Genomic DNA, 18,665 nt, shown 5'->3' with positions numbered 1-18,665 from the left:
ATCACAGCGTCTTTCTATACGTTCGAATAATAAAATACAGCAGAACTGGTGCACCGCATACAGCAGTAACAACACCCACCGGTAATTCCCACGGCAATACCACGCGAGCAAGATAATCCGCTGCAGAGACAAATAACCCACCCAGCAGAGCTGATAATATAAGCGGGGGAGTGGCAGTTTGTGCCGCAAAGCGCGCAATGTGTGGAGTGACAAACGCAATAAAGGCAATAGGTCCAGCAGCGGAAACGGCAACAGCACTTAAAACAACAGCGCACAATAGTTGTATCATCGTAGCTAGTCTCACGTTCACGCCTAAAACGTGGGCTGTTTGCTCACCTAAAGCTAGAGCAGAGAGCCTAAATGCCAACCAACCGGCACTCGCGCAGACCACAAGTACACATCCCACAACCGGCCAGGCGTTTCCCCAGTCGCGGCCATTCAGGCTGCCGGTTAGCCAGACTTTCGCCTGGGTGGAACGTTCTAGGTCTGTTTCCGCCATGATCCACACAATCGCGGCATTGAGGAACATGGCTGCACCAACGCCAATCAATACAAGCTGCATTGTGTGCGCACGGGAGGAACCTGCGATAAACCAAATAAATGCAGCAGTAATGAGCGCACCTACAATGGCTACCAGTGGAATTCCCACTGTGCTCAGCAGGGTATCGGCACCTTTGCTGATTCTCGTTGCATCTAGTCCTGCGAAGCCAATGGCCATCACAACGGCAAGTGATGCACCTTCGGTGAGTCCTAGCACATCTGGACTTACCAACGGGTTTCGCGCAACACTTTGAGTTAGTGCACCTGCACACCCCAATGCAGCGCCCACCGCCAGTGCTGTGACAGCCCGACCCATGCGAAGTTCAAACACTACTTTATGTTCAATTCGTGTCCCGTTTCCGGCGAGAATTCGTACCACATCAGTAATATCTAAAGGATAATCACCGTGGGCAATATTCAACGCAAATGTGCCAGCCGCAAGCGTACTAACAAGAACACTGAGGAAAATGAGTCGCATATTAAAGAAAATCGATAATCGGCCTATAGTTATCACGCGCGGCCATCTCGTTGTCTTTGTGTGCGCTGCGATCATACTTCCGTCGCCAAGCCTCGTTTGACTAGGACTATAAACAGTGGAACCCCGAAGAGCGCTACGACAATACCCATGGCGATTTCGCCAGGGTGGGCTACCACGCGTCCAAGAATATCGGCCCACAACCCGAGCATTCCGCCCACAACCATGGACAACGGAATGATGATTCGATAGTCATGGCCTGCTATGGCTCGCACAATATGCGGGGCAGCTAGGCCGATAAAGCCAACGGGACCAGCACCTGCAACCGCAGCACCCCCGAGGAGCGCAACTGTCGTAAGCCCGAGAATGCGCGTTCGCGTCACTGGCAATCCGAGTGTCGCAGCGACGGATTCCCCCAGGCTGAGAAGGTTGAGTCCTCGCCCTTGGAAAAGGCATAAAACTACACCAATAAGGAAAGGCCAGAATACGGCACGTACGACACCCATATCACGGTCACCGACCGATCCCGTTGACCACGCACGAAGAGCATCAAGGGACAGACTATTGTTCAGAACAAGTGCGTTGACCAGCCCCATAAACAGAGCAGCTAGCGCCACACCCGCCAGAATGAGCGCCAGAGGGTTCATGGCCACCGGCCCAAACGATGAGATAAGAAAAACCAATCCAGCGGTGATGGCGCAACCGATGATAGCGGGAAGCACCAAGTTGCCAGGTTCGGTGCCAACACCCGCATACACGGCGATCACGACAGCCAGGGCTGCACCGGCGTTTATGCCTAAAATATGGGGGTCTGCCAGTGGATTTCGGGTGTGCCCTTGGATCAACGCCCCAGCTCCACCAAGTGCGACACCGGTGAGTAAAGCTAGAACAGTGCGTGGTACTCGCAGCCCACCGATCAGCACAACGAGGTCATTAAACGCCATGTTCCCGGCGTAGTTGGAGTCAAAGGCGTACCGTAGCGATTCCGGCATCACCCGCAACGAGTCCATAAAACCAGTTGATCGGGATCCTACCGTCAGGCTTATCACGAATGACGCCCCCACAAGCAAGAGGCATATACCCAGCACAATCCATATTTTGTAGGTGCGCGACACATCGGCATTCACGGCGGTTGGTAGAGTCACATCAGTCCCACTTCCGCAGGTTATATTGAGTCTGTTCAAGCTTGTCGACGCCCGCGCGCCGCAACCTTACATAGCATCTTTCTGCATGCAGAAATCAAGGGTAGCCTAACTTTTCACCCTCTGCGGGAGGCAACCCTCAGACAAACACTATGAAGCCTCGATGACTGATCACTAGACTTGCCGAGCACGGTACCCGTGATCAACTGGTCCGTGGCCGCCTGGCTGACCAACCCGCAGTTCAACACCATGAGCGATTGCTTCGTGCAACCACTTGATTGACCACTGCAGCGCCTCTGCCACTGTGTCACCCGCAGCAATGCGCGTTGCGAGCGCAGAGGACAACGAGCACCCAGTCCCATGCGTATTCATTGTTTCCACCCGAGGCGCGCGCACAACTGTTACGTTTCCATCGGGTTCTACCACCGCGTTTTCCACCTCCGTGCCGGTCAGGTGCCCACCCTTGACAATGACTGTGGTCGCAGTGCCTCTATTAAAATGACGTGCCTGCTCCACTGCTTCCGCAAAAGTAGAAGCCGGCTGCTCGCCGACCAACACGGCAAGTTCAGGAATGTTCGGCGTTATTACATCGACGCGGCGCGCAAGCTGACGGAGCGCTTGTTCCGCATCGGCGTCAATAAGCCTGTCGCCGCTGGTAGCAATCATTACTGGATCCAGCACAACAACAGGCGAGGGGTACATGTCAAGCCACGCTTGCACTGTCGCTATCGTATCAACGGTGGCAAGCATGCCGATCTTGATGGCATCCACCGCAACGTCAGAAAACACCGCATCAAGTTGCTCATCCAAAAACTCCAACGGCGGCGTATGGACGGACCGAACCCCATGCGTATTTTGCGCCACAAGCGCCGTGACAACATTCATGCCATAACCGCCAGCAGCAGTAATTGATTTCACATCAGCCTGCGCACCCGCACCCCCAGTCGGATCCGTTCCCGCGATCGACAGCACCCGAGGAACCTGCACAAACGCCCCTCGAAGCTCACGCGCCGCAGCATGAGGATCCTGCGCAGCCATAATCGCTGACACCACGCACGCACCGTCCACTGCCTGAAGTTTTGACGCACATTGCTTATCGACGCCCCCGATCGCCACCGTTGCAATTCCGTAGCAGACGGCTGTACGGGCAATCGCCGCTACGCCCTCAACTCCCAATGGTGCTGCGTGATCCGGTTTTGTTGAGGTTGCCCGCACTGGCCCTATCCCGATCACATCAGGAAGACGTACACCAGCCTCTTGCGCATCAGCAATCACGGTGATGAGTTGCTCATGCGTTTCAATACTTAGCCCCAGCATCAGGTGATCAGGAAGAAGCTTGCGCGCCTCAACATAACGCGTGTCGCTCTGACCGATATGGGCGTGTAACCCTAGTTCTGCGGCAATATCAACGTAATCATTAATAAAGAGGGGAATGTTGCCAGTAACTTCGCACAACGCCTGTGCGTGCTGCCGTATCTCTCCTCGTGTGGCGCGTTTGTCGCGTAACTGCACCACACTCACCCCACCTGAGATTGCCTGGGAAACAATATGTGGAACATTATCTGGGCCACCTGCTAAATCTGGGTCAGTGACAAGGTAGAGCGTCCAGTCAGTCATGAGCTAGATACCTCCTGAACCGTCACAAGCTCGGCGATGTGTTCAGGCGTGAGGTTGTACAACGCATCAACCCATGCTGGAGCAAAAGACCCTGGACCGCGTGCACTTTCACCCGCAACCATTCCCGCAGCGCCAGTGTGGGCATGTGCTGCAACAACAGCATCGTGGGCAGCGATACCCCGAATATGGGCGGCACCGAGATACGCCGCAGTTAACGCCCCCAGCGCGCAACCAGTCCCAATGACTATAGGCATCAGTGGATGCCCAGAATCAACCTTGGTCACCTGATGTGCGCTTACGATAAAGTCGGATTCGCCAGAAATGGCCACCACGCCTTTCGTCTGCGCAGCAAGCTGCTTGGCAGCAGGAAGTGCGGCGGCGACATCATCAGTAGCATCCACACCGCGACCGCCGGAGCCAAGCCCAGCTAACGCTACAATTTCAGATGCGTTACCCCGGATAGCGTGCGGAGCGAACTGCAGAATTTCACGGGCAAAATCGGTGCGTTCCTGCAGTGCACCCACCGCAACGGGGTCAAGCACCCATGGGGTTCCCGCGACGGTCGCTCCTTGAATTGCCTGGCGCATGCCCTCATACTGGTCCCGAGTAGGAGTCCCTGCATTAATCAGCACAGCTGATGCTATCGCTGCAAAATCAGCTGATTCTGAGGGGGTATCGCACATTGCTGGTGAGGCACCAACAGCAAGAAGAACGTTGGCCGTGATTTCCATGACCACACTATTTGTTAAACATTGCACCAAAGGATTTATTTCACGCACTGCAGACACAGCACAGCAAAGCTGATTCATGACTATCCCTTCGCTAGTTCGAGCTAGAGCAGGTTCAATGGGTATATTCTCAGCACCGCATTCGGTGCACCCCGTGTCCGATACTCGACAATAGCACACGTGCGCGATGGGGTAGTTGCCGGGGGTAGCAGATGTCAGGTACTGCTGATAGAGTGGCAGAAACGTTGATACTTGCGCCTGAGTTTGATGCACAGGCATATGTGCGCCTAACAGCATTATTGCAGGATATGGGCGCACAGTGCATACGTCAGTGGAGCGGTGTCGGCGGTTCACAGGACTATTTTTTCGCCGAATATCAATTGGGGGAGGATTCAGTGGTTGTTGTAGAAAACGAGACATACCTCGGGCTAAGCATCACTACTGACACTGACACCATTGCCATGATCACACGTATCTGGGGGAGCTGTGGTTAAAGCAACACAAGAACAATATCGGAACATCCTGGAGCTCATTGCAGCAATGGAAGAACAACCGGGATTGTTTGTCACACGTCATGACGTTCACCAGATCAAGTTGTTCCTTACGGCATTTCGTACTGGTCGCATGTGGGGAGCAGGACGTGATGATGGTTTCGGTGATGAGCTCGTTGGCCGACGGTTCACCGACTGGGTACGTGCCAAATACAACTTCACGGATGACGCAATGGGCTGGGCTAACATGCTGCACTGGGTATACGGGGATGTGGACCATGCCCAAGCTAGGTTTTTCAGCGATTTTGGAGAGTATTGCGCCCTTCACCCACGCGCGATCGCCACTTACGGCGGACCGATAAATATCCACAATCAACAGTTTTGTGTTGGGGCTGAGCGTTATGTGCGGGAGCAGTACAAAAAACACTATGGACATCCACTTCCATCTGAAGTGCGCATGACGTTTTCTCACAGTAACTACCGCAATCAAGCGAGCGCGGACATTCGGATTGCCGTCAAGAGTGACCAGCTAGCGGAGGCACTTAATCAGATATGCGGCCACACAGTTGCGCCGCAATATGGAGAGCTGTACGTTGCGCATTTTTCTGACGCACGTCACTGGGACCCAGACATAACAATCAACACCGTCGCATCAGGCAACCTGATACCGATACCCAGTTCGATTGAACAATTTTATAGTGTTTTTTCTGAAATCTGGGAGTTTGTGGATCAGCATGCTTTACCACTCGCTAATGACATCATTGAGATGGATCCTCGCGTCTTGAGGCACGTAGCGCATTGTCCGTGCAATCGCCTTATGGCGGCAATTGCTGTGGCTGTTGTAGAAAAGCACGGTCTACTTGCTTCTGACCCACTAGTTCACGAAGTGCTGAAGGCGGATGATCATGCGCTCCAGCGTCATAGGCACACACATATGGGTACAGCACCTGACCGGAAGCCTTATTTTCCCGACGATCTCAACAGGCTTCGTATCTTCTGCACCCATGGTGTTGAGGCCGCCTTACAGCAGCGCATCAGTAGTCGGATAGTAGGAGCTGCGTAGTGATCGGACATCAGCACACAGATCGGAGCAAAGATTCATAGTGATCAGGTTCGATCCGTTTGATGACAATGGCGTGTGGGTCAATAATGGCCATATCATGCTGGATCCTCAGCATCTTTCCAAAGGTGTTGCTTACGCCCGTGAGCATCGCTGCACTCACATCGGTATCTATGACTTCACCCGAGCACGGCATCATGTCGATCTGTCTTTTTTGCTAGAGATGCCGTATGTAAGGAGTTTTCAACTCGATTGCGGCTTGGCCGATTCCGTAGACCTCACACCGCTCTATCATCTTCCGCGGCTGTGTAGCCTGCACATATGTGGGCAGGTTAAGGAAGTAGATTTGAGCCGTTTTCCCTGTTTAACAAGACTTGAGTGTCTTTTCCAACCTGGAGTGATGTTCAGCAGTACCACAATTACCTCGTTGAAGGTGGCGGGAGCACCTAGGCTTGATTTTTTGTCTGGGCTTCCCAATGTGACAACTATCCAGCTGACCTACTACAAAGGCAGCGATGTACATGGGGTTCGGTGTGCATCACGGTTGAGGGACTTCACTGCGCATTCCGCTCGCAATCTTATCGATGTAAGCGAGCTTCAGCAGTGTACTTATCTTCGTTCAGTGGATTTGGAAGGCGTGCCCCGACGCCTGAACTACAACGTGTTGGGGGAATGCCCAAATTTGGGATCACTGTATCTCGATGGGGTGATACCAAGCTGCGAGTTTGTCAGCAAATTGAAAAATTTGTGGGCGTTTTCCTGCAGGGAAATCGCCAATGATGATTTGTCGCCGTTGATGAAATCATCGTCCCTGTCCAGCGTGTGCCTGTCACGTTATAAGCGCACGTATAACTACAGCCAGCACGACGTAGAAACACGGTTTGGTTGGCATGACTAGCTCTATTCAACCTCGTTAAGGAGGATCGCAACTGATGATGTCGTCACTGCAGGAGGGACTTCTTGCCTGTGCCCGCAAGCAGGATCAGACCGCCACATATATTCATTTGGCTGGTCTCCGTGACAGCGGAAAGTCCAAGCAAGAAGTGTATGCCGAGGCATTGGATTTGCTCAAGCAACTTCGCAGCAATCGTTATTCGGCTAAGGCAACAGCTGATGCTGATGCTTTGTGTGATGTCATGGACATGATTGTCGGTTTTTGCTCACCGCAGTGGACGGTATGGACAACGTAAGCTGAAACGCATGCGTAGTTTCCTGGATTTTATAGCCTCGTCTCCAAGTTCTTTTCATGCTGCCCACCAGGTTGCCCGTCGCCTTGATCAGGCTGGTTTTGCCCAGCAGGATGAGGCAGAACCGTGGGACGCCAGCCCTGGTGGCCACTATGTCGTACGTGGCGGGGCGATCATGGCGTGGTGGGTTCCAGAAAATGCTAGTCCGGAGTCTGGCTTCCGCATCGTGGGTTCTCACACGGATTCACCTGGTTTTAAGGTCAAGCCAGGCACGGATTTCACCACTGTAGGCTGGCAGCAGGTTGCAGTAGAAGTTTATGGTGGTCCGATACTAACGTCCTGGTTCGATCGCGAACTTGTGCTAGCTGGGCGCGTGATTCTCAGTGACGGCTCGGAAAAGATGGTGTCCACAGGGCCACTATTGCGCATTCCGAATCTGGCGATTCATTTGTCACGGGACAAAGCCCAGGATGCGAGCACTTTGTCTCGCCAAGTGCATCTGCAACCGGTGATGGGGGTGGGGGATCCAGAGGCGAGCGTGCTGGATGTTGTGGCTGCGTCGGCGGGCGTCGATAAGCATGACATTGTGGCGCATGACCTCATAACATGTGATGCTCAGCGTGGTGAGATGTTTGGCGCAAATATGGATCTAGTTGCCGCGGGACGGCTGGATAATTTGTCCAGTGTGTATGCAAGCCTAGAAGCGTTCATCGCTGCACTTCAGTCGGGCGATGCTGGCAATGATGTTTTGGTGTTGGCGGCTTTTGACCATGAGGAGGTTGGCAGCGCAACAATTTCTGGTGCAGCGGGTCCGTTGCTGGAGAATGTGCTGGTGCGCACCGCCCAGACACTCGAGGCCGACACCGAGGACCTGCACCGAATGTTTGCCCGATCCTGGTGTGTGTCAGCAGATGCTGCGCATTCTGTGCACCCGAATTACGTGGGTAAGCATGATCCGGTGACGCAGCCGCTGGTTAATCATGGTCCTGTGGTGAAGATGAATGCGAATCAGCGGTATGCGAGTGATGCTGTGACGTGGGCGCTGTGGGAGCGTGCATGCCGGGATGCGGGTGTTCCGAGCCAGGTGTTTGTGGGGAATAATGATAGCCCGTGCGGATCGACGATCGGCCCGATTACCGCAACACGGTTAGGCATTCCCACAGTCGATGTGGGGATTCCGCTTTTGTCCATGCATTCGGCGCGGGAATTGTGTGGTGCGCATGATATGGGGTGGTTTGCCCAGGCGTTGGAGGCGTTTTTCGTCGGGGACTAGAGTTTAAGCAGTATATGTTCTTCACTAGGGGCATCCTGCCTCCTAGTGTCAGCGTGGTTTAACAGGAAGGCCCCCATGGCGTATTCAGGCCCTTTTCAGCCGGGTGATCGTGTGCAGTTGACGGATGCGAAGCGCAGGCATTTCACGATTGTGTTGCAGCCCGGCGAGCAGTTTTTCACCCATAAGGGCAGCATTGCGCATGATGACGTTATTGGCCAGCATGAGGGCACGGTGGTGTTGTCCAGCCAAGGTGGGGAGTATTTGTGTTTCCGGCATTTGATGGTGGACCATGTGCTGTCCATGCCGCGCGGCGCTGCGGTGATTTATCCGAAGGATTCGGCGCAGATCATGGTGGAGGGTGACATTTTTCCGGGCGCTCGCGTGCTTGAGGCGGGTGCCGGTTCAGGTGCGTTGTCAATGAGTTTGTTGCGTGCCATTGGGGAGCATGGCCAGTTGATTTCCTATGAAATTCGTCAGGATCATCTGGATTATGCAGAGGATAATGTCACGGAGTTTTTTGGTGGGCACCCGAAGAATTGGTCGCTGCGGCTCGGGGATCTGCGTGATGTGCATCTTGATGATCTGGATGGCATGCCGGTGGATCGGATTATTTTGGACATGTTGGAACCGTGGGAGTGTTTGGATACGGTGCGTGAATTGTTGCTGCCTGGCGGGGTGTTTATGACGTATGTGGCTACGGTTCCGCAGTTGATGAAGGTGATGGAGGGGATTCGTCAACAGAAGTGCTTTACGGAGCCGCGGGCGTGGGAATCGTTGGTGCGGGAGTGGAAGGTGGATGGTTTGGCCACCCGCCCGGAGCACCGGATGAATGCGCATACGGCGTTTTTGGTGTGGGCGCGTAGGCTTGCCGATGGCACGGTGGCGCCGCGCCCGCAGCGGCGAGCACGGCGGTAAGGTGCAAGGTAGCCAAGTTCCTAGGCACCACGTGGAGGTGGTTGAACACTATGACATCGTCGGATATGGATGCTGCTGATCTGCAGGTACTGCGTCGCGCTAACCGTGAGCTGGGGGCGCGGAATGCGAAGCTTGCCGAGTTGCTGAAGGCTTCCCGCGACAAGCTCGCAGTATTGCACCAGGAGCTGGAGGCGCTGGCCGCCCCACCAAGCACGTATGGGGTGCTGTTGGACATCAATCCAGGCGGGGCCAGCGCCGAGGTGTTTACCGCGAATCGACGCATGCGGCTGGTGGTCTCGCCGAGTGTGGATCGCGCCGCATTGGTTCCCGGCGCGCGAGTGCGCATTGGGGAGGGCTCGCAGGTGGTGGAGGTGTGTGGTTTTGAAACCTCGGGGGAGCTATCCACGCTGACGGAGGTGTTGGCGGATTCCCGCGCGTTGGTGGTGGATACGCGCGGCGAGGAACATGTGGTGCAGCTTGCCGCTCCGTTGTTGCAAGAGGGACAGTCGCCACGGCCGGGGGACACGCTGCTTATCGACGCCCGCGCGGGTTACGCGTTCGAGGTTATCCCCAAGGCTGAAGTTGCTCGTCTGGTACTGGAGGAGGTGCCGGATGTGTCCTACCACGATATTGGTGGTTTGGATGCGCAGATTGAGCAGATTCATGACGCTGTTGAGTTGCCGTTTACTCACCCTGAATTGTATCGGGATTTTGCGTTGCGTCCACCAAAGGGGGTGTTGTTGTATGGCCCGCCTGGCTGCGGGAAGACGTTGATTGCTAAGGCCGTGGCGCATTCGTTGTCTACGCGTATTGGTGATGGGTCGCGGTCGTATTTTATTAATGTCAAGGGCCCGGAGTTGTTGAATAAGTTTGTCGGAGAAACGGAGCGCCAGATTCGGATTATTTTTGAGCGCGCCAGGGAGTTGGCCGGCGAGGGTCGTCCGGTGATTGTTTTCTTTGATGAGATGGAGTCGATTTTCCGTACGCGCGGGTCGGGGGTGAGTTCCGATATGGAAACAACGGTGGTTCCGCAGTTGCTGGCTGAGTTGGATGGGGTGGAGAGCTTGAGCAATGTAATAGTGATTGGCGCAACGAACCGGGAGGATTTGATTGATCCTGCTCTTGTGCGTCCGGGTCGTTTAGATGTGAAGATTCGCGTGTCCAGGCCGAATAGGTCAGGTGCACGGGATATTTTTAGACGGTACATCACTGATGATCTTCCGTTGGCGCAGCCCGCCACGGAGCTCATTGCCACCGCAGTGGAGTATGCGTATCAGCCTCGTCCTTTTGTGGAATTGACGCTGGCGGATAGTTCGGTTGAGGTGTTGCATTATTGCGATTTTGTGTCTGGTGCCATGATCGCCAATATCGTGGACCGTGCGAAGAAGAACGCGATTAAGGATTTTCTTGCCGGTACGGATAAGGGGTTGACTGTTCAGCATCTATTGTCGGCGGTGGATGCGGAATACCGGGAGAATGAGGATTTGCCTAATACTGCTAACCCGGATGAATGGACGCGTATTAGTGGTCATTCGGGAAAGAAGGTTATTCGCGCTCGGGTGATTGCTCAAGCGATCGCCCAGGCCACGGATGAAGCACGGTAGTCAAGGAAGGTAGTTATGCCGCGTTTTATGGGGACGGAGACTGAGTACGGTATTTCCACACCTACTGATCCGATGTTGAGTCCTATTATTACGTCCACGCATGCGGTTGTGGCGTTTGCGGGTAAGGATCGCAGGGCGCAGTGGGATTTTGGCCCAGAATCTCCGTTAAAGGATTCCCGGGGCTTTGACCTGCGTCGATACCACACGGTTCCGACGATCGACCCAGATGCGCTTGGCGTGGCGAATGTGATGACCGCTAATGGTTCACGTTTTTATGTGGATCACGCCCACCCTGAATATTCCGCCCCAGAGACGACGAATGCGTTTGATGCGATGCTGTATGACGCGGCGGGTGACGTGGTGTTGAATCAGGCGGTCGCGGCCGTCGCTACGCAGACGGCGGCGGGGCGGTCGGTGCTGAAGGATCATGATCCGTGCCCGCCGTTGAAGATATATAAAAATAATGTTGATGGTAAGGGTGCGTCGTATGGGGCGCATGAAAACTACATGTACAGCCGCGGCACGGATTTTGAGGTGTTGGCTCAGGCGTTAATTCCGTTTTTTGTGGCTCGTCAGGTGATAACAGGTGCAGGCCGGGTGGGTATTGGTCCGGCGGGGCAAACACCAGGTTTTCAGATAAGCCAGCGTGCGGATTACATCGAGCAGGAAATATCGCTAGAAACCACGCTGAACCGTGGCATCATTAATACGCGCGATGAGCCGCACACGGATGCAGAGCGTTGGGGGCGCTTGCATGTGATTATTGGAGACGCCAACATGTCTCACACGGCGATGGTGCTGAAGCTTGGGATGACGTCGCTGGTTCTTGACTCCATCGAATCCGGCACCAATTTCACCGATCTCCGCCTTGTCGATCCAGTTGGTGATGTCCGCCGGGTCTCCAGAGATCTTCAGTGCACCGCACGGCTTACGCTTGTCGACGGCCGCGAACTCACCGCCATTGATATCTTGCGCGCCTATCGCGACCGTGTGTCGGCATCCTCGGATGTGGATGAGCAGGTGCTGCGATTGTGGGATGAGGTGATGGATTTGCTGGCCGATGATCCGCTGTCCACCAGCCACCTGTTGGATTGGACTGCTAAGTATGCGTTGTTGAATTCATACGCGAATCGTGGCGTGTCCTGGGATGATCCCAAGATGGCGTTGATTGACTTGCAGTATTCGGACATCGATCCAGCAAAAAGCCTATATCACGCCTTGGTGCGCAAAAACCGGATGCGCACTTTGGTGTCTGCCGAGCAGATTGCCCAGGCTGCGGCGCATCCACCGGCAGATTCGCGTGCTTTTTTCCGGGGGCACATGATGACCCGATTCCGGGATAGGATTGCGGCCGCTAACTGGGACAGCATTGTTGTGGAACTAGCAGACGGCAGCCTCGTTCGTATTCTGATGACCAACCTGGGTGGTCTGACTAAACAGCAAGTGGCGGCTATGTGTGATACCGCCACCACTGTCGATGATCTGGTGGCTGCCCTGCGATCGGCAGGGCTCACCGAGTTCGAGCCTGTTACTTAGCTAGACGTAGCAGCAGGGCAAACGGTGCTGTGATAACCTGCCCGATCCACCCGAGGGAGGAAACTAGTTTGGCCAGCAGCATCGGGACGCCGGCTTTGACCAGTTTGGTTTCGATGGTGCGCGCCCAGCTGCCGTCGATAACGGTGCTGGAAGTCGAGCTTGATGTCGCCTTATCACCGGGTTTCTGCCCTGGCTGTGGCGTCTCGGTTTGAGGTGTTTCCGTCTTGTCCTTTTCCGATTCGTTCACCGGCGGGAGGCCCACTTTCGGTGGGGTGGTGTCCTGGGTTTCGCGGTTGATGTCGGGGCGGTTGGTGCCGCTCATGTCGAAGGGTTTGATTGAGTTGTCGCGCCGTCCGCCTTCGCTGGGCAGCGTCAGGCGCTGGATGCCAAAGTATTCGTTATAGTCTAAGACTGGGCGATCGACAATGTAGAGTGATCCGTCGTTTCCAAACACGGTGCCCTGGAGGAGATTATCTTTCGCGTCTTTCATGTGTTGGCCCAGGGCAGCGGTGCTTTTCACAACACCGGTGGTGGGGTCAACAAAGGCTACTTGGCTCTTGCTTTCGCTGGCGATAACGAGCGTGCCATCCTCACTGAAGGTTGCTCCAGTGATGGATGGGGTTTGTGGCAGACCGTCGCTGGTAAACAGTGTGGTGAAGCGCTGGGTTTCGGCGTTGTACTGCACTGTCATCAGTGGGGAGGTACCCAGGTTGCTCCACATGACCATGCGCCCAGATTTGTTCATGGTGATGCCGCGCAGGTCGTCGCGATAGTCGCTGGCAAGTTCGGTGATGACTCGTGCTTTTGTCTCGGCTTTAGGAGTGATGTGGATGGGAAGGTTGCGTTGGCGTTTGCCTCCGTCTTTCATGTCGAGCAGATGCCCGTGAATAGTGATGAAGCTGCCGTCGGGCAGTGCTCGCAGCCCTTGTACGTCTCCGCCGAATTCGGCACCGTACATGTCATCGTCGCGTTCTTCTTGAAGGTTGGGGTAGAGGTCCCTGGGGGCCGGCAGGGGCACGGTGGTGATGTTTCCTGCGGTGGTTCCGCTGACAGGGATGGTAGTAAAGGACGGTGCCGGTGTACCAGGCGTAAGGCTGATCACGCCCAGTTCCTTGGTGCTGTCGGAGTATGCGAAACCGAGAATGTTTTGGCCAGGTACGGAGGCGATTTTCGTGGGGGCATCAATGCCGGTGGCGGTGACGGTAGCGGCGTATACGTCCTGTTCGTTTAACCAGTAGAGCGTGTTGGTGAGTGTGTCGTAGCCGGACGAGCCATGCCTAGTCAGCGGAATTTCTGTTCCCGGGTTGAGTTTGCTGAGGTTTTTGTCAAAGACGCGGACGGTACCTTTACCGCCCCATTGACCGGTCACAAGGACAAGGTTGCCATCGGTGCGGGGGAAGAGGTATCCGCCGCCGTTGTACTCGGTGTCGGTGGCAATCTGGTTCCTCAGATTGTACCCCTGTTGCGTTTCTTTGATGTCTCCGGCGGTGGGGTAGGAGAAGTTGAGGGAGTCAAGGAAGGACTCTGGTTCGTAGAAGTTACTGAAGGCATTATTGCCGTCCGCTGTAAGCTTGGTGGATACTCCGGACCAGGTGGTGACGCCATTGTCGGTGTTGTAACGCCCGGCGTTGGTGTCAATGGTGCCCACTTGCACTTCGGTGGGGCCGGACCATGTGCCCTTCTGGTAGCTCTTGGTATGCACAGTGGCGTAGATGTGCCCGAGCCCGGTGGTGGTGTCAATGTCGATCTTCGGATCAGCGAAGGTGAAATCAAGGTCGCATCTGCCGCGTACGAGCTCGTTGTTCGCACCGCAGTATTTCATGAAGTTGACGGTGCCGCCGTACTGGATGATCAGTCTGTCGCCTTCTGCTTTTGTGCTCTGGTAGGGCCACAGGAAGTAGTCACCGGGACCTTTCTTCGCGCCGTCGAGAATGTGGGTGGCTCCGGCGACGTAGCGGTAGAAGGATCCGCGGATGCCCCAGGCCAGGGCGGGTGTGTTGTCGGCGACGGTTTGTGCCACGCCGTCGCGAGGCGCAAGACCGAAAGTGCTGTGAACATCTGCGGTGGCAAGTGGGGTGAAGGCGGGGTTGAGTAGCGATGCCGTGATAGTCATGGCAGTCAGGGTGCTTACTCGGATGCTCAAGCGGCGGTTAGTGGTCACTGAAATGGTCCTTTGGGTACATATATGGCGTGGTCACAGGGCGGTGAACACTGCGACTGACCCGCCCCTCACGTAGAAAGCTAAAAACATCTCTCATCTTTAACTCAGGAAATAGCGGATAAACGTTGCCATATTCTCAACAAGTTGTCAGAAACTAATCTAGGTTAGGCTACCCTTGATATACAATTTGATAAGGAGCGAACTGTGCCCGATTCACACACTCAACCCACAAAAATGGGGGTTGACGGGGGAGAGTATGCCGGAATCCCACCCACCATCCCTCTAAAGGGCTACCCTGTTAGGGGAGATAACCCACAACGACCATGAGGACACCACGATGAGCACCACGTCTTCACACACCAGCCATGCCAGCGGCGGCGGGGACGACCACAACCACGACGACTCCGCCGTCGGGCAGGTCTCCATCAACACGCACGGCACAGATGATCTCCTGGACGAAATAGACGGCCTGCTGGAAAACAATGCAGAGGAATTCGTCCGCTCCTACGTGCAGAAAGGCGGCCAATAAACGCCATGACCCCGCCCCGGGTACTCACCCGCAGAATCACCGGGATTGAAACCGAGTACGGCATCACCTACACCGCCGACGGACAACGGCGACTGAGTCCCGATGACATCGCCCGCTACCTTTTTCGCTCAGTGGTGGACCGCTACGGCAGCTCCAACATCTTCACCTCCAACGGCTCACGCCTCTACCTTGATGTGGGCTCCCACCCAGAGTTCGCCACCGCAGAATGCGACAGCCTCATTCAACTACTCACCATGGACAAAGCAGGCGACCGCATTCTGGACAATCTCGCCCAACACGCCGAAACAACCCTGGCCACTGAAGGCACTGCCGCAGCCGCCGACGGCCACGTCTACCTACTAAAAAACAACGTGGATTCCTTCGGCAACTCCTACGGCTGCCACGAAAACTACCTGGTCACACGCCAAACGGTAGTCAAAACTCTAGGCCGCCATCTCCTGCCGTTCTTGATTACCCGCCAACTCATCAGCGGCGCTGGCAAAATTTACCACCCCATCCCCGGAAGCCCCAGCGAGCACTACGGCCTAGGTTTTTGCATGTCACAACGCGCGGACCACGTCTGGGAGGGCGTTTCTTCAGCCACCACGCGATCCCGTCCCATCATCAACACTCGCGACGAACCTCACGCGGACTCCCACCACTACCGTCGCCTACACATCATCGTTGGGGATTCCTCCATGGCCGAACCCACCTTCGCCCTCAAAATCGGAGCAACCCTCCTCGTGCTGGAAATGATCGAAGCAGACATGCCGCTGCCCAGCCTTGAACTCGCCGACGAGACCACCGCCATTCGCGATATCGCCCGTGACACCACCGGCACCTGCCTGGTCAAGCTCCGAAACGGCACCACCATCACCGCAGGCGAAATACAGCGCGCCTACTGCGACGCAGCACATACATGGATGCAACAACGCCCCACAGACACCAACACCGATACCCTCAGCAGCGTCGTGGACCTCTGGACACGCACCCTTGATGCCATTGACACCCAAGACTTTTCCCACGTTGATCGCGATATCGATTGGGTGATCAAACACTCCCTGATTCGCCGCTACCAAGAACGCTACGGATTCGACCTTGACCACCCCAAACTCTCCCAAATTGATCTGATGTACCACGACATCCGACCGGGCAGGGGACTAGCATCCATCCTCGAATCCAAGGGCCTGATCAACCGCTGGACCACCGACGACGCTATCGCCCACGCCACGGAACACGCGCCGGACACCACCCGAGCGCACCTCCGCGGCCGCTTCATCACCGCCGCACACGAGACTAATACTCCCTTTTTCGTGGACTGGATGCGCCTGAAAATCACCGCGCCAGAACCCCAGCTTGTGGAACTGGGCGACCCCTTCGCGGCCGTCGATACCCGTGTCGACGAACTCATTAACCACATGCATAAAGGACACAACAGTGGCGAAAAATGAATTCCACGAACGCCTGATCAACCTCACGTTCGCCTTCCTCCACGCCAACGCCACAGGCCGCAGATACATCACTGCCGAATGGATCCGCACCAACGTTGCAGGCTACCAAGACCGCACTGACGCAGCCTTCCAACGCATGTTCGCCCGTGACCGCAGCATTCTCGCTAAAGTCGGCGTCCCCATCGAAACCATCGCACGAGCCACACTTGACGACGCACCCGGCTACCGACTCAACCCACACAACTACTACCTCCCCGAAGTCAGCTTCACTCCCGACGAGGCAGCTGTCCTCGCACTCGCCGGCGACAAAGGACTCAACCACGAACTCGCTGCGTTCGCCCGGTCCGGGTGGACAAAACTCGCAGCAGCAGGCGCCTCAACCGTCACAGCCCAAGACAGCGCCCCGGTGATGTTCAACAACGTCACCGACCTGGGTGTACTTACTGCGCAATCCCTAGATACCATCCTCAAGGCCCACCGCAACCATCACCGCATTCACTTCGACTACACGCCACACAAAAACGCTGAACCCACGCGCCGGGTGATGGACCCTTGGGGCATTGTTAACCATCAGGACCGTTGGTACCTTGTGGGTTTTGACATCGAACGCGATGCTCCGCGAACCTTCCGCATCACCCGCGTTAGCAATATCGATATTGTTGGTCGTGCCATGCATCCCGCCCCGGAACACACACCATTACAGGAGCTTGTTGCGGATTCCCTGCGCAGCCGCAAAGTGCTTATCGACGCCACGATTACTGCCGAACCAGGCACCGCTGGCGAGCTCACCTCCCGCGCGAGCCACCGCGATCATGATACGTATGTGCTCACCGGCGTGGATCGAGACTGGCTGGTGCGAACAGCTGCGGCATATGCGCCGCATGCGCTGGTGGTGGAGCCTGCAGATGTTCGCGATGATGTGATTGCTCAACTTCGTTCCCTGCTGGAGGTGACCCCACGTGACTGCTAAAGCCGACCGCCTCGCCGAGGTGGTGCACATGCTAAATCTGCTGCCGTATTTTGAGGCACATCCAGGCATATCCTTGATGGAGGCATCCAAAGATTTGGGCCGCAGCCCCAAGGAATTGATGGATGACCTCAACAGCCTGTGGTGTTGCGGACTACCAGGGCTTTTTCCTGGCGACCTCGTGGACCTGGATCATACGTACAAGTCGGTGAAAGTCACCAATGCCCAAGGCATGGATAAGCCTTTGCGTCTCACCCACACAGAGGCTGGGGCGCTGCTGCTGGCGCTGGAGTCTTTAGAGAACCTTCCTGGACTAACCAACCGTGAAGTCGTGCAAAGCGCAGCTGCGAAGCTACGCGGCATCATGGGGGATGAAACTACGGCCGTGGTGGACTCTATCGTCGCCGACACTGTTGTCGAGCACACTTCACCGCTTTTGGACGCAATTCGCCGCAGTCTTGATCACGGCCTGATGCTGAGGTTTACCTATTATTCGGCGCGCAGCGATTCCTCCAACCAGCGCACCGTCCACCCGGCGCGGGTGTTCAGCGTCAAGGGAGACACGTACCTCGCAGCCTGGGACGATGATGCGCAGGCCCACCGCACCTTCAAGGTGGATCGCATGAGTGATGTTGAGGTGTTGGATACCCCCAGTACTCCGCACGCTGAGGACATGAAGTTTGATGAAGACGACCCGTTCGCCTTCGGTAAGGAAACAGACACTGTGTCTTTAGAGATCCACCCAGATGTGCTGTGGCTTGCGGATTATGTGCCCTTGGAACTGGGGGAGACCGGCCCCGATGGGTGGGTTGCGGCCACCATGCCGATGGGTTCACCCGCGTGGGTGGTGCGTTTCGCCATAGGACAAGCGGGCAGAGTTCGGGTTACTGCCCCCGAAGAGGTCACCCGCACCATTGCTGCACAAGCGGAGGCGGCGTTGGGCGCGTATTCTAAACGACGTAGTATGAGTGGTGAATAACGTCACCGTC

At 55.7% G+C, this 18,665-nt stretch carries 16 protein-coding genes, 1 pseudogene and 1 riboswitch; of the genes and pseudogenes, 12 read left to right on the top strand and 5 right to left on the bottom strand.

Features of this window, described 5'->3' with window-relative positions:
• Position 1: 1 nt before the first annotated feature.
• The 4 genes and pseudogenes from CDUR_RS06780 to thiM form a co-directional block, all read right to left on the bottom strand.
• On the bottom strand, positions 2-1,093 hold the full coding sequence (locus CDUR_RS06780) for a FecCD family ABC transporter permease (protein ID WP_179417624.1): 1,092 nt from the start codon (positions 1,091-1,093) through the stop codon (positions 2-4).
• Entirely contained in the window at positions 1,090-2,160 is a 1,071-nt protein-coding gene (locus CDUR_RS06775) for a FecCD family ABC transporter permease (RefSeq protein WP_290206947.1), read from the bottom strand. The genes CDUR_RS06780 and CDUR_RS06775 overlap by 4 nt, the downstream gene beginning before the upstream one ends.
• 195 nt (positions 2,161-2,355) lie before the next feature.
• Positions 2,356-3,774: pseudogene (thiD, locus tag CDUR_RS06770) on the bottom strand (bifunctional hydroxymethylpyrimidine kinase/phosphomethylpyrimidine kinase); the annotation flags it as partial.
• Complete coding sequence (gene thiM / locus CDUR_RS06765) at positions 3,771-4,583, bottom strand: hydroxyethylthiazole kinase (protein WP_179417622.1); 813 nt, start codon at positions 4,581-4,583, stop codon at positions 3,771-3,773. The gene thiM and the pseudogene thiD, both read right to left, overlap by 4 nt.
• A riboswitch (TPP riboswitch) is annotated at positions 4,571-4,667 on the bottom strand. (Overlaps the previous gene by 13 nt.)
• A 68-nt stretch (positions 4,668-4,735) precedes the next feature.
• Here thiM and CDUR_RS06760 point away from each other — a divergent pair.
• The 8 genes from CDUR_RS06760 to dop all read left to right on the top strand — a co-directional run bounded on the left by CDUR_RS06760 (position 4,736) and on the right by dop (position 12,568).
• A complete protein-coding gene (locus CDUR_RS06760; RefSeq protein WP_040359927.1) occupies positions 4,736-4,996 on the top strand; it encodes a hypothetical protein in 261 nt (86 codons plus the stop codon).
• Positions 4,989-6,056 (top strand): hypothetical protein, encoded by a 1,068-nt coding sequence (locus CDUR_RS06755; protein WP_179417621.1) that lies wholly within the window; start codon positions 4,989-4,991, stop codon positions 6,054-6,056. Before CDUR_RS06760 ends, CDUR_RS06755 begins: the two co-directional genes overlap by 8 nt.
• Positions 6,057-6,096: 40 nt before the next feature.
• Positions 6,097-6,951, top strand: coding sequence for a leucine-rich repeat domain-containing protein (locus tag CDUR_RS06750; protein WP_179417620.1), 855 nt, complete (start codon positions 6,097-6,099; stop codon positions 6,949-6,951).
• 34 nt (positions 6,952-6,985) lie between these two features.
• Positions 6,986-7,243: a hypothetical protein gene (locus CDUR_RS06745; protein WP_006063427.1), complete on the top strand. Its 258-nt coding sequence runs from the start codon at positions 6,986-6,988 to the stop codon at positions 7,241-7,243.
• A 10-nt stretch (positions 7,244-7,253) separates the two neighbouring features.
• Positions 7,254-8,513 (top strand): M18 family aminopeptidase, encoded by a 1,260-nt coding sequence (locus CDUR_RS06740; protein WP_179417619.1) that lies wholly within the window; start codon positions 7,254-7,256, stop codon positions 8,511-8,513.
• 75 nt (positions 8,514-8,588) lie between these two features.
• Positions 8,589-9,428: a tRNA (adenine-N1)-methyltransferase gene (locus tag CDUR_RS06735; protein WP_179417618.1), complete on the top strand. Its 840-nt coding sequence runs from the start codon at positions 8,589-8,591 to the stop codon at positions 9,426-9,428.
• 50 nt (positions 9,429-9,478) lie between these two features.
• Positions 9,479-11,032, top strand: coding sequence for a proteasome ATPase (arc, locus tag CDUR_RS06730; RefSeq protein WP_233452912.1), 1,554 nt, complete (start codon positions 9,479-9,481; stop codon positions 11,030-11,032).
• Between the two features lie 15 nt (positions 11,033-11,047).
• Positions 11,048-12,568 (top strand): depupylase/deamidase Dop, encoded by a 1,521-nt coding sequence (dop, locus tag CDUR_RS06725; protein WP_179417617.1) that lies wholly within the window; start codon positions 11,048-11,050, stop codon positions 12,566-12,568.
• Here dop and CDUR_RS06720 read toward each other — a convergent pair.
• Entirely contained in the window at positions 12,561-14,681 is a 2,121-nt protein-coding gene (locus CDUR_RS06720; RefSeq protein ID WP_179417616.1) for an HtaA domain-containing protein, read from the bottom strand. The genes dop and CDUR_RS06720 overlap by 8 nt on opposite strands.
• Before the next feature lie 385 nt (positions 14,682-15,066).
• On the opposite strand from CDUR_RS06720, the gene CDUR_RS06715 reads away from it, so the two are divergent.
• From CDUR_RS06715 to CDUR_RS06700, 4 genes are read left to right on the top strand one after another with little or no spacing between them, the layout of a single operon-like run.
• Positions 15,067-15,258 carry a ubiquitin-like protein Pup gene (locus CDUR_RS06715; RefSeq protein ID WP_179417615.1) on the top strand — a complete coding sequence of 64 codons (192 nt, stop codon included), beginning with the start codon at positions 15,067-15,069 and terminating at the stop codon, positions 15,256-15,258.
• Between the two features lie 5 nt (positions 15,259-15,263).
• Positions 15,264-16,709, top strand: coding sequence for a Pup--protein ligase (gene pafA, locus CDUR_RS06710; protein ID WP_179417614.1), 1,446 nt, complete (start codon positions 15,264-15,266; stop codon positions 16,707-16,709).
• Positions 16,696-17,679, top strand: coding sequence for a helix-turn-helix transcriptional regulator (locus CDUR_RS06705; protein ID WP_179417613.1), 984 nt, complete (start codon positions 16,696-16,698; stop codon positions 17,677-17,679). The genes pafA and CDUR_RS06705 overlap by 14 nt, the downstream gene beginning before the upstream one ends.
• The gene (locus tag CDUR_RS06700) at positions 17,669-18,655 is read left to right on the top strand and encodes a helix-turn-helix transcriptional regulator (protein WP_179417612.1); all 987 of its coding nucleotides are present in this window, start codon (positions 17,669-17,671) and stop codon (positions 18,653-18,655) included. Before CDUR_RS06705 ends, CDUR_RS06700 begins: the two co-directional genes overlap by 11 nt.
• Positions 18,656-18,665 lie beyond the last annotated feature (10 nt).

Source organism: Corynebacterium durum (genome assembly GCF_030408675.1).
Taxonomy (GTDB): domain Bacteria; phylum Actinomycetota; class Actinomycetes; order Mycobacteriales; family Mycobacteriaceae; genus Corynebacterium; species Corynebacterium durum.
The sequence above is the reverse complement of the archived record's forward strand: the minus strand, read 5'-3'. Positions and strand labels throughout refer to the sequence as shown.

Coding starts and splice junctions, on each gene's coding strand:
- CDUR_RS06780 (WP_179417624.1), bottom strand. CDS start 1,093: ATGATCGCAGCGCACACAAAGACAACGAGATGGCCGCGCGTGATAACT.
- thiM (WP_179417622.1), bottom strand. CDS start 4,583: ATGAATCAGCTTTGCTGTGCTGTGTCTGCAGTGCGTGAAATAAATCCT.
- CDUR_RS06745 (WP_006063427.1), top strand. CDS start 6,986: ATGATGTCGTCACTGCAGGAGGGACTTCTTGCCTGTGCCCGCAAGCAG.
- CDUR_RS06740 (WP_179417619.1), top strand. CDS start 7,254: ATGCGTAGTTTCCTGGATTTTATAGCCTCGTCTCCAAGTTCTTTTCAT.
- CDUR_RS06735 (WP_179417618.1), top strand. CDS start 8,589: ATGGCGTATTCAGGCCCTTTTCAGCCGGGTGATCGTGTGCAGTTGACG.
- arc (WP_233452912.1), top strand. CDS start 9,479: ATGACATCGTCGGATATGGATGCTGCTGATCTGCAGGTACTGCGTCGC.
- dop (WP_179417617.1), top strand. CDS start 11,048: ATGCCGCGTTTTATGGGGACGGAGACTGAGTACGGTATTTCCACACCT.
- CDUR_RS06720 (WP_179417616.1), bottom strand. CDS start 14,681: ATGACTATCACGGCATCGCTACTCAACCCCGCCTTCACCCCACTTGCC.
- CDUR_RS06715 (WP_179417615.1), top strand. CDS start 15,067: ATGAGCACCACGTCTTCACACACCAGCCATGCCAGCGGCGGCGGGGAC.
- pafA (WP_179417614.1), top strand. CDS start 15,264: ATGACCCCGCCCCGGGTACTCACCCGCAGAATCACCGGGATTGAAACC.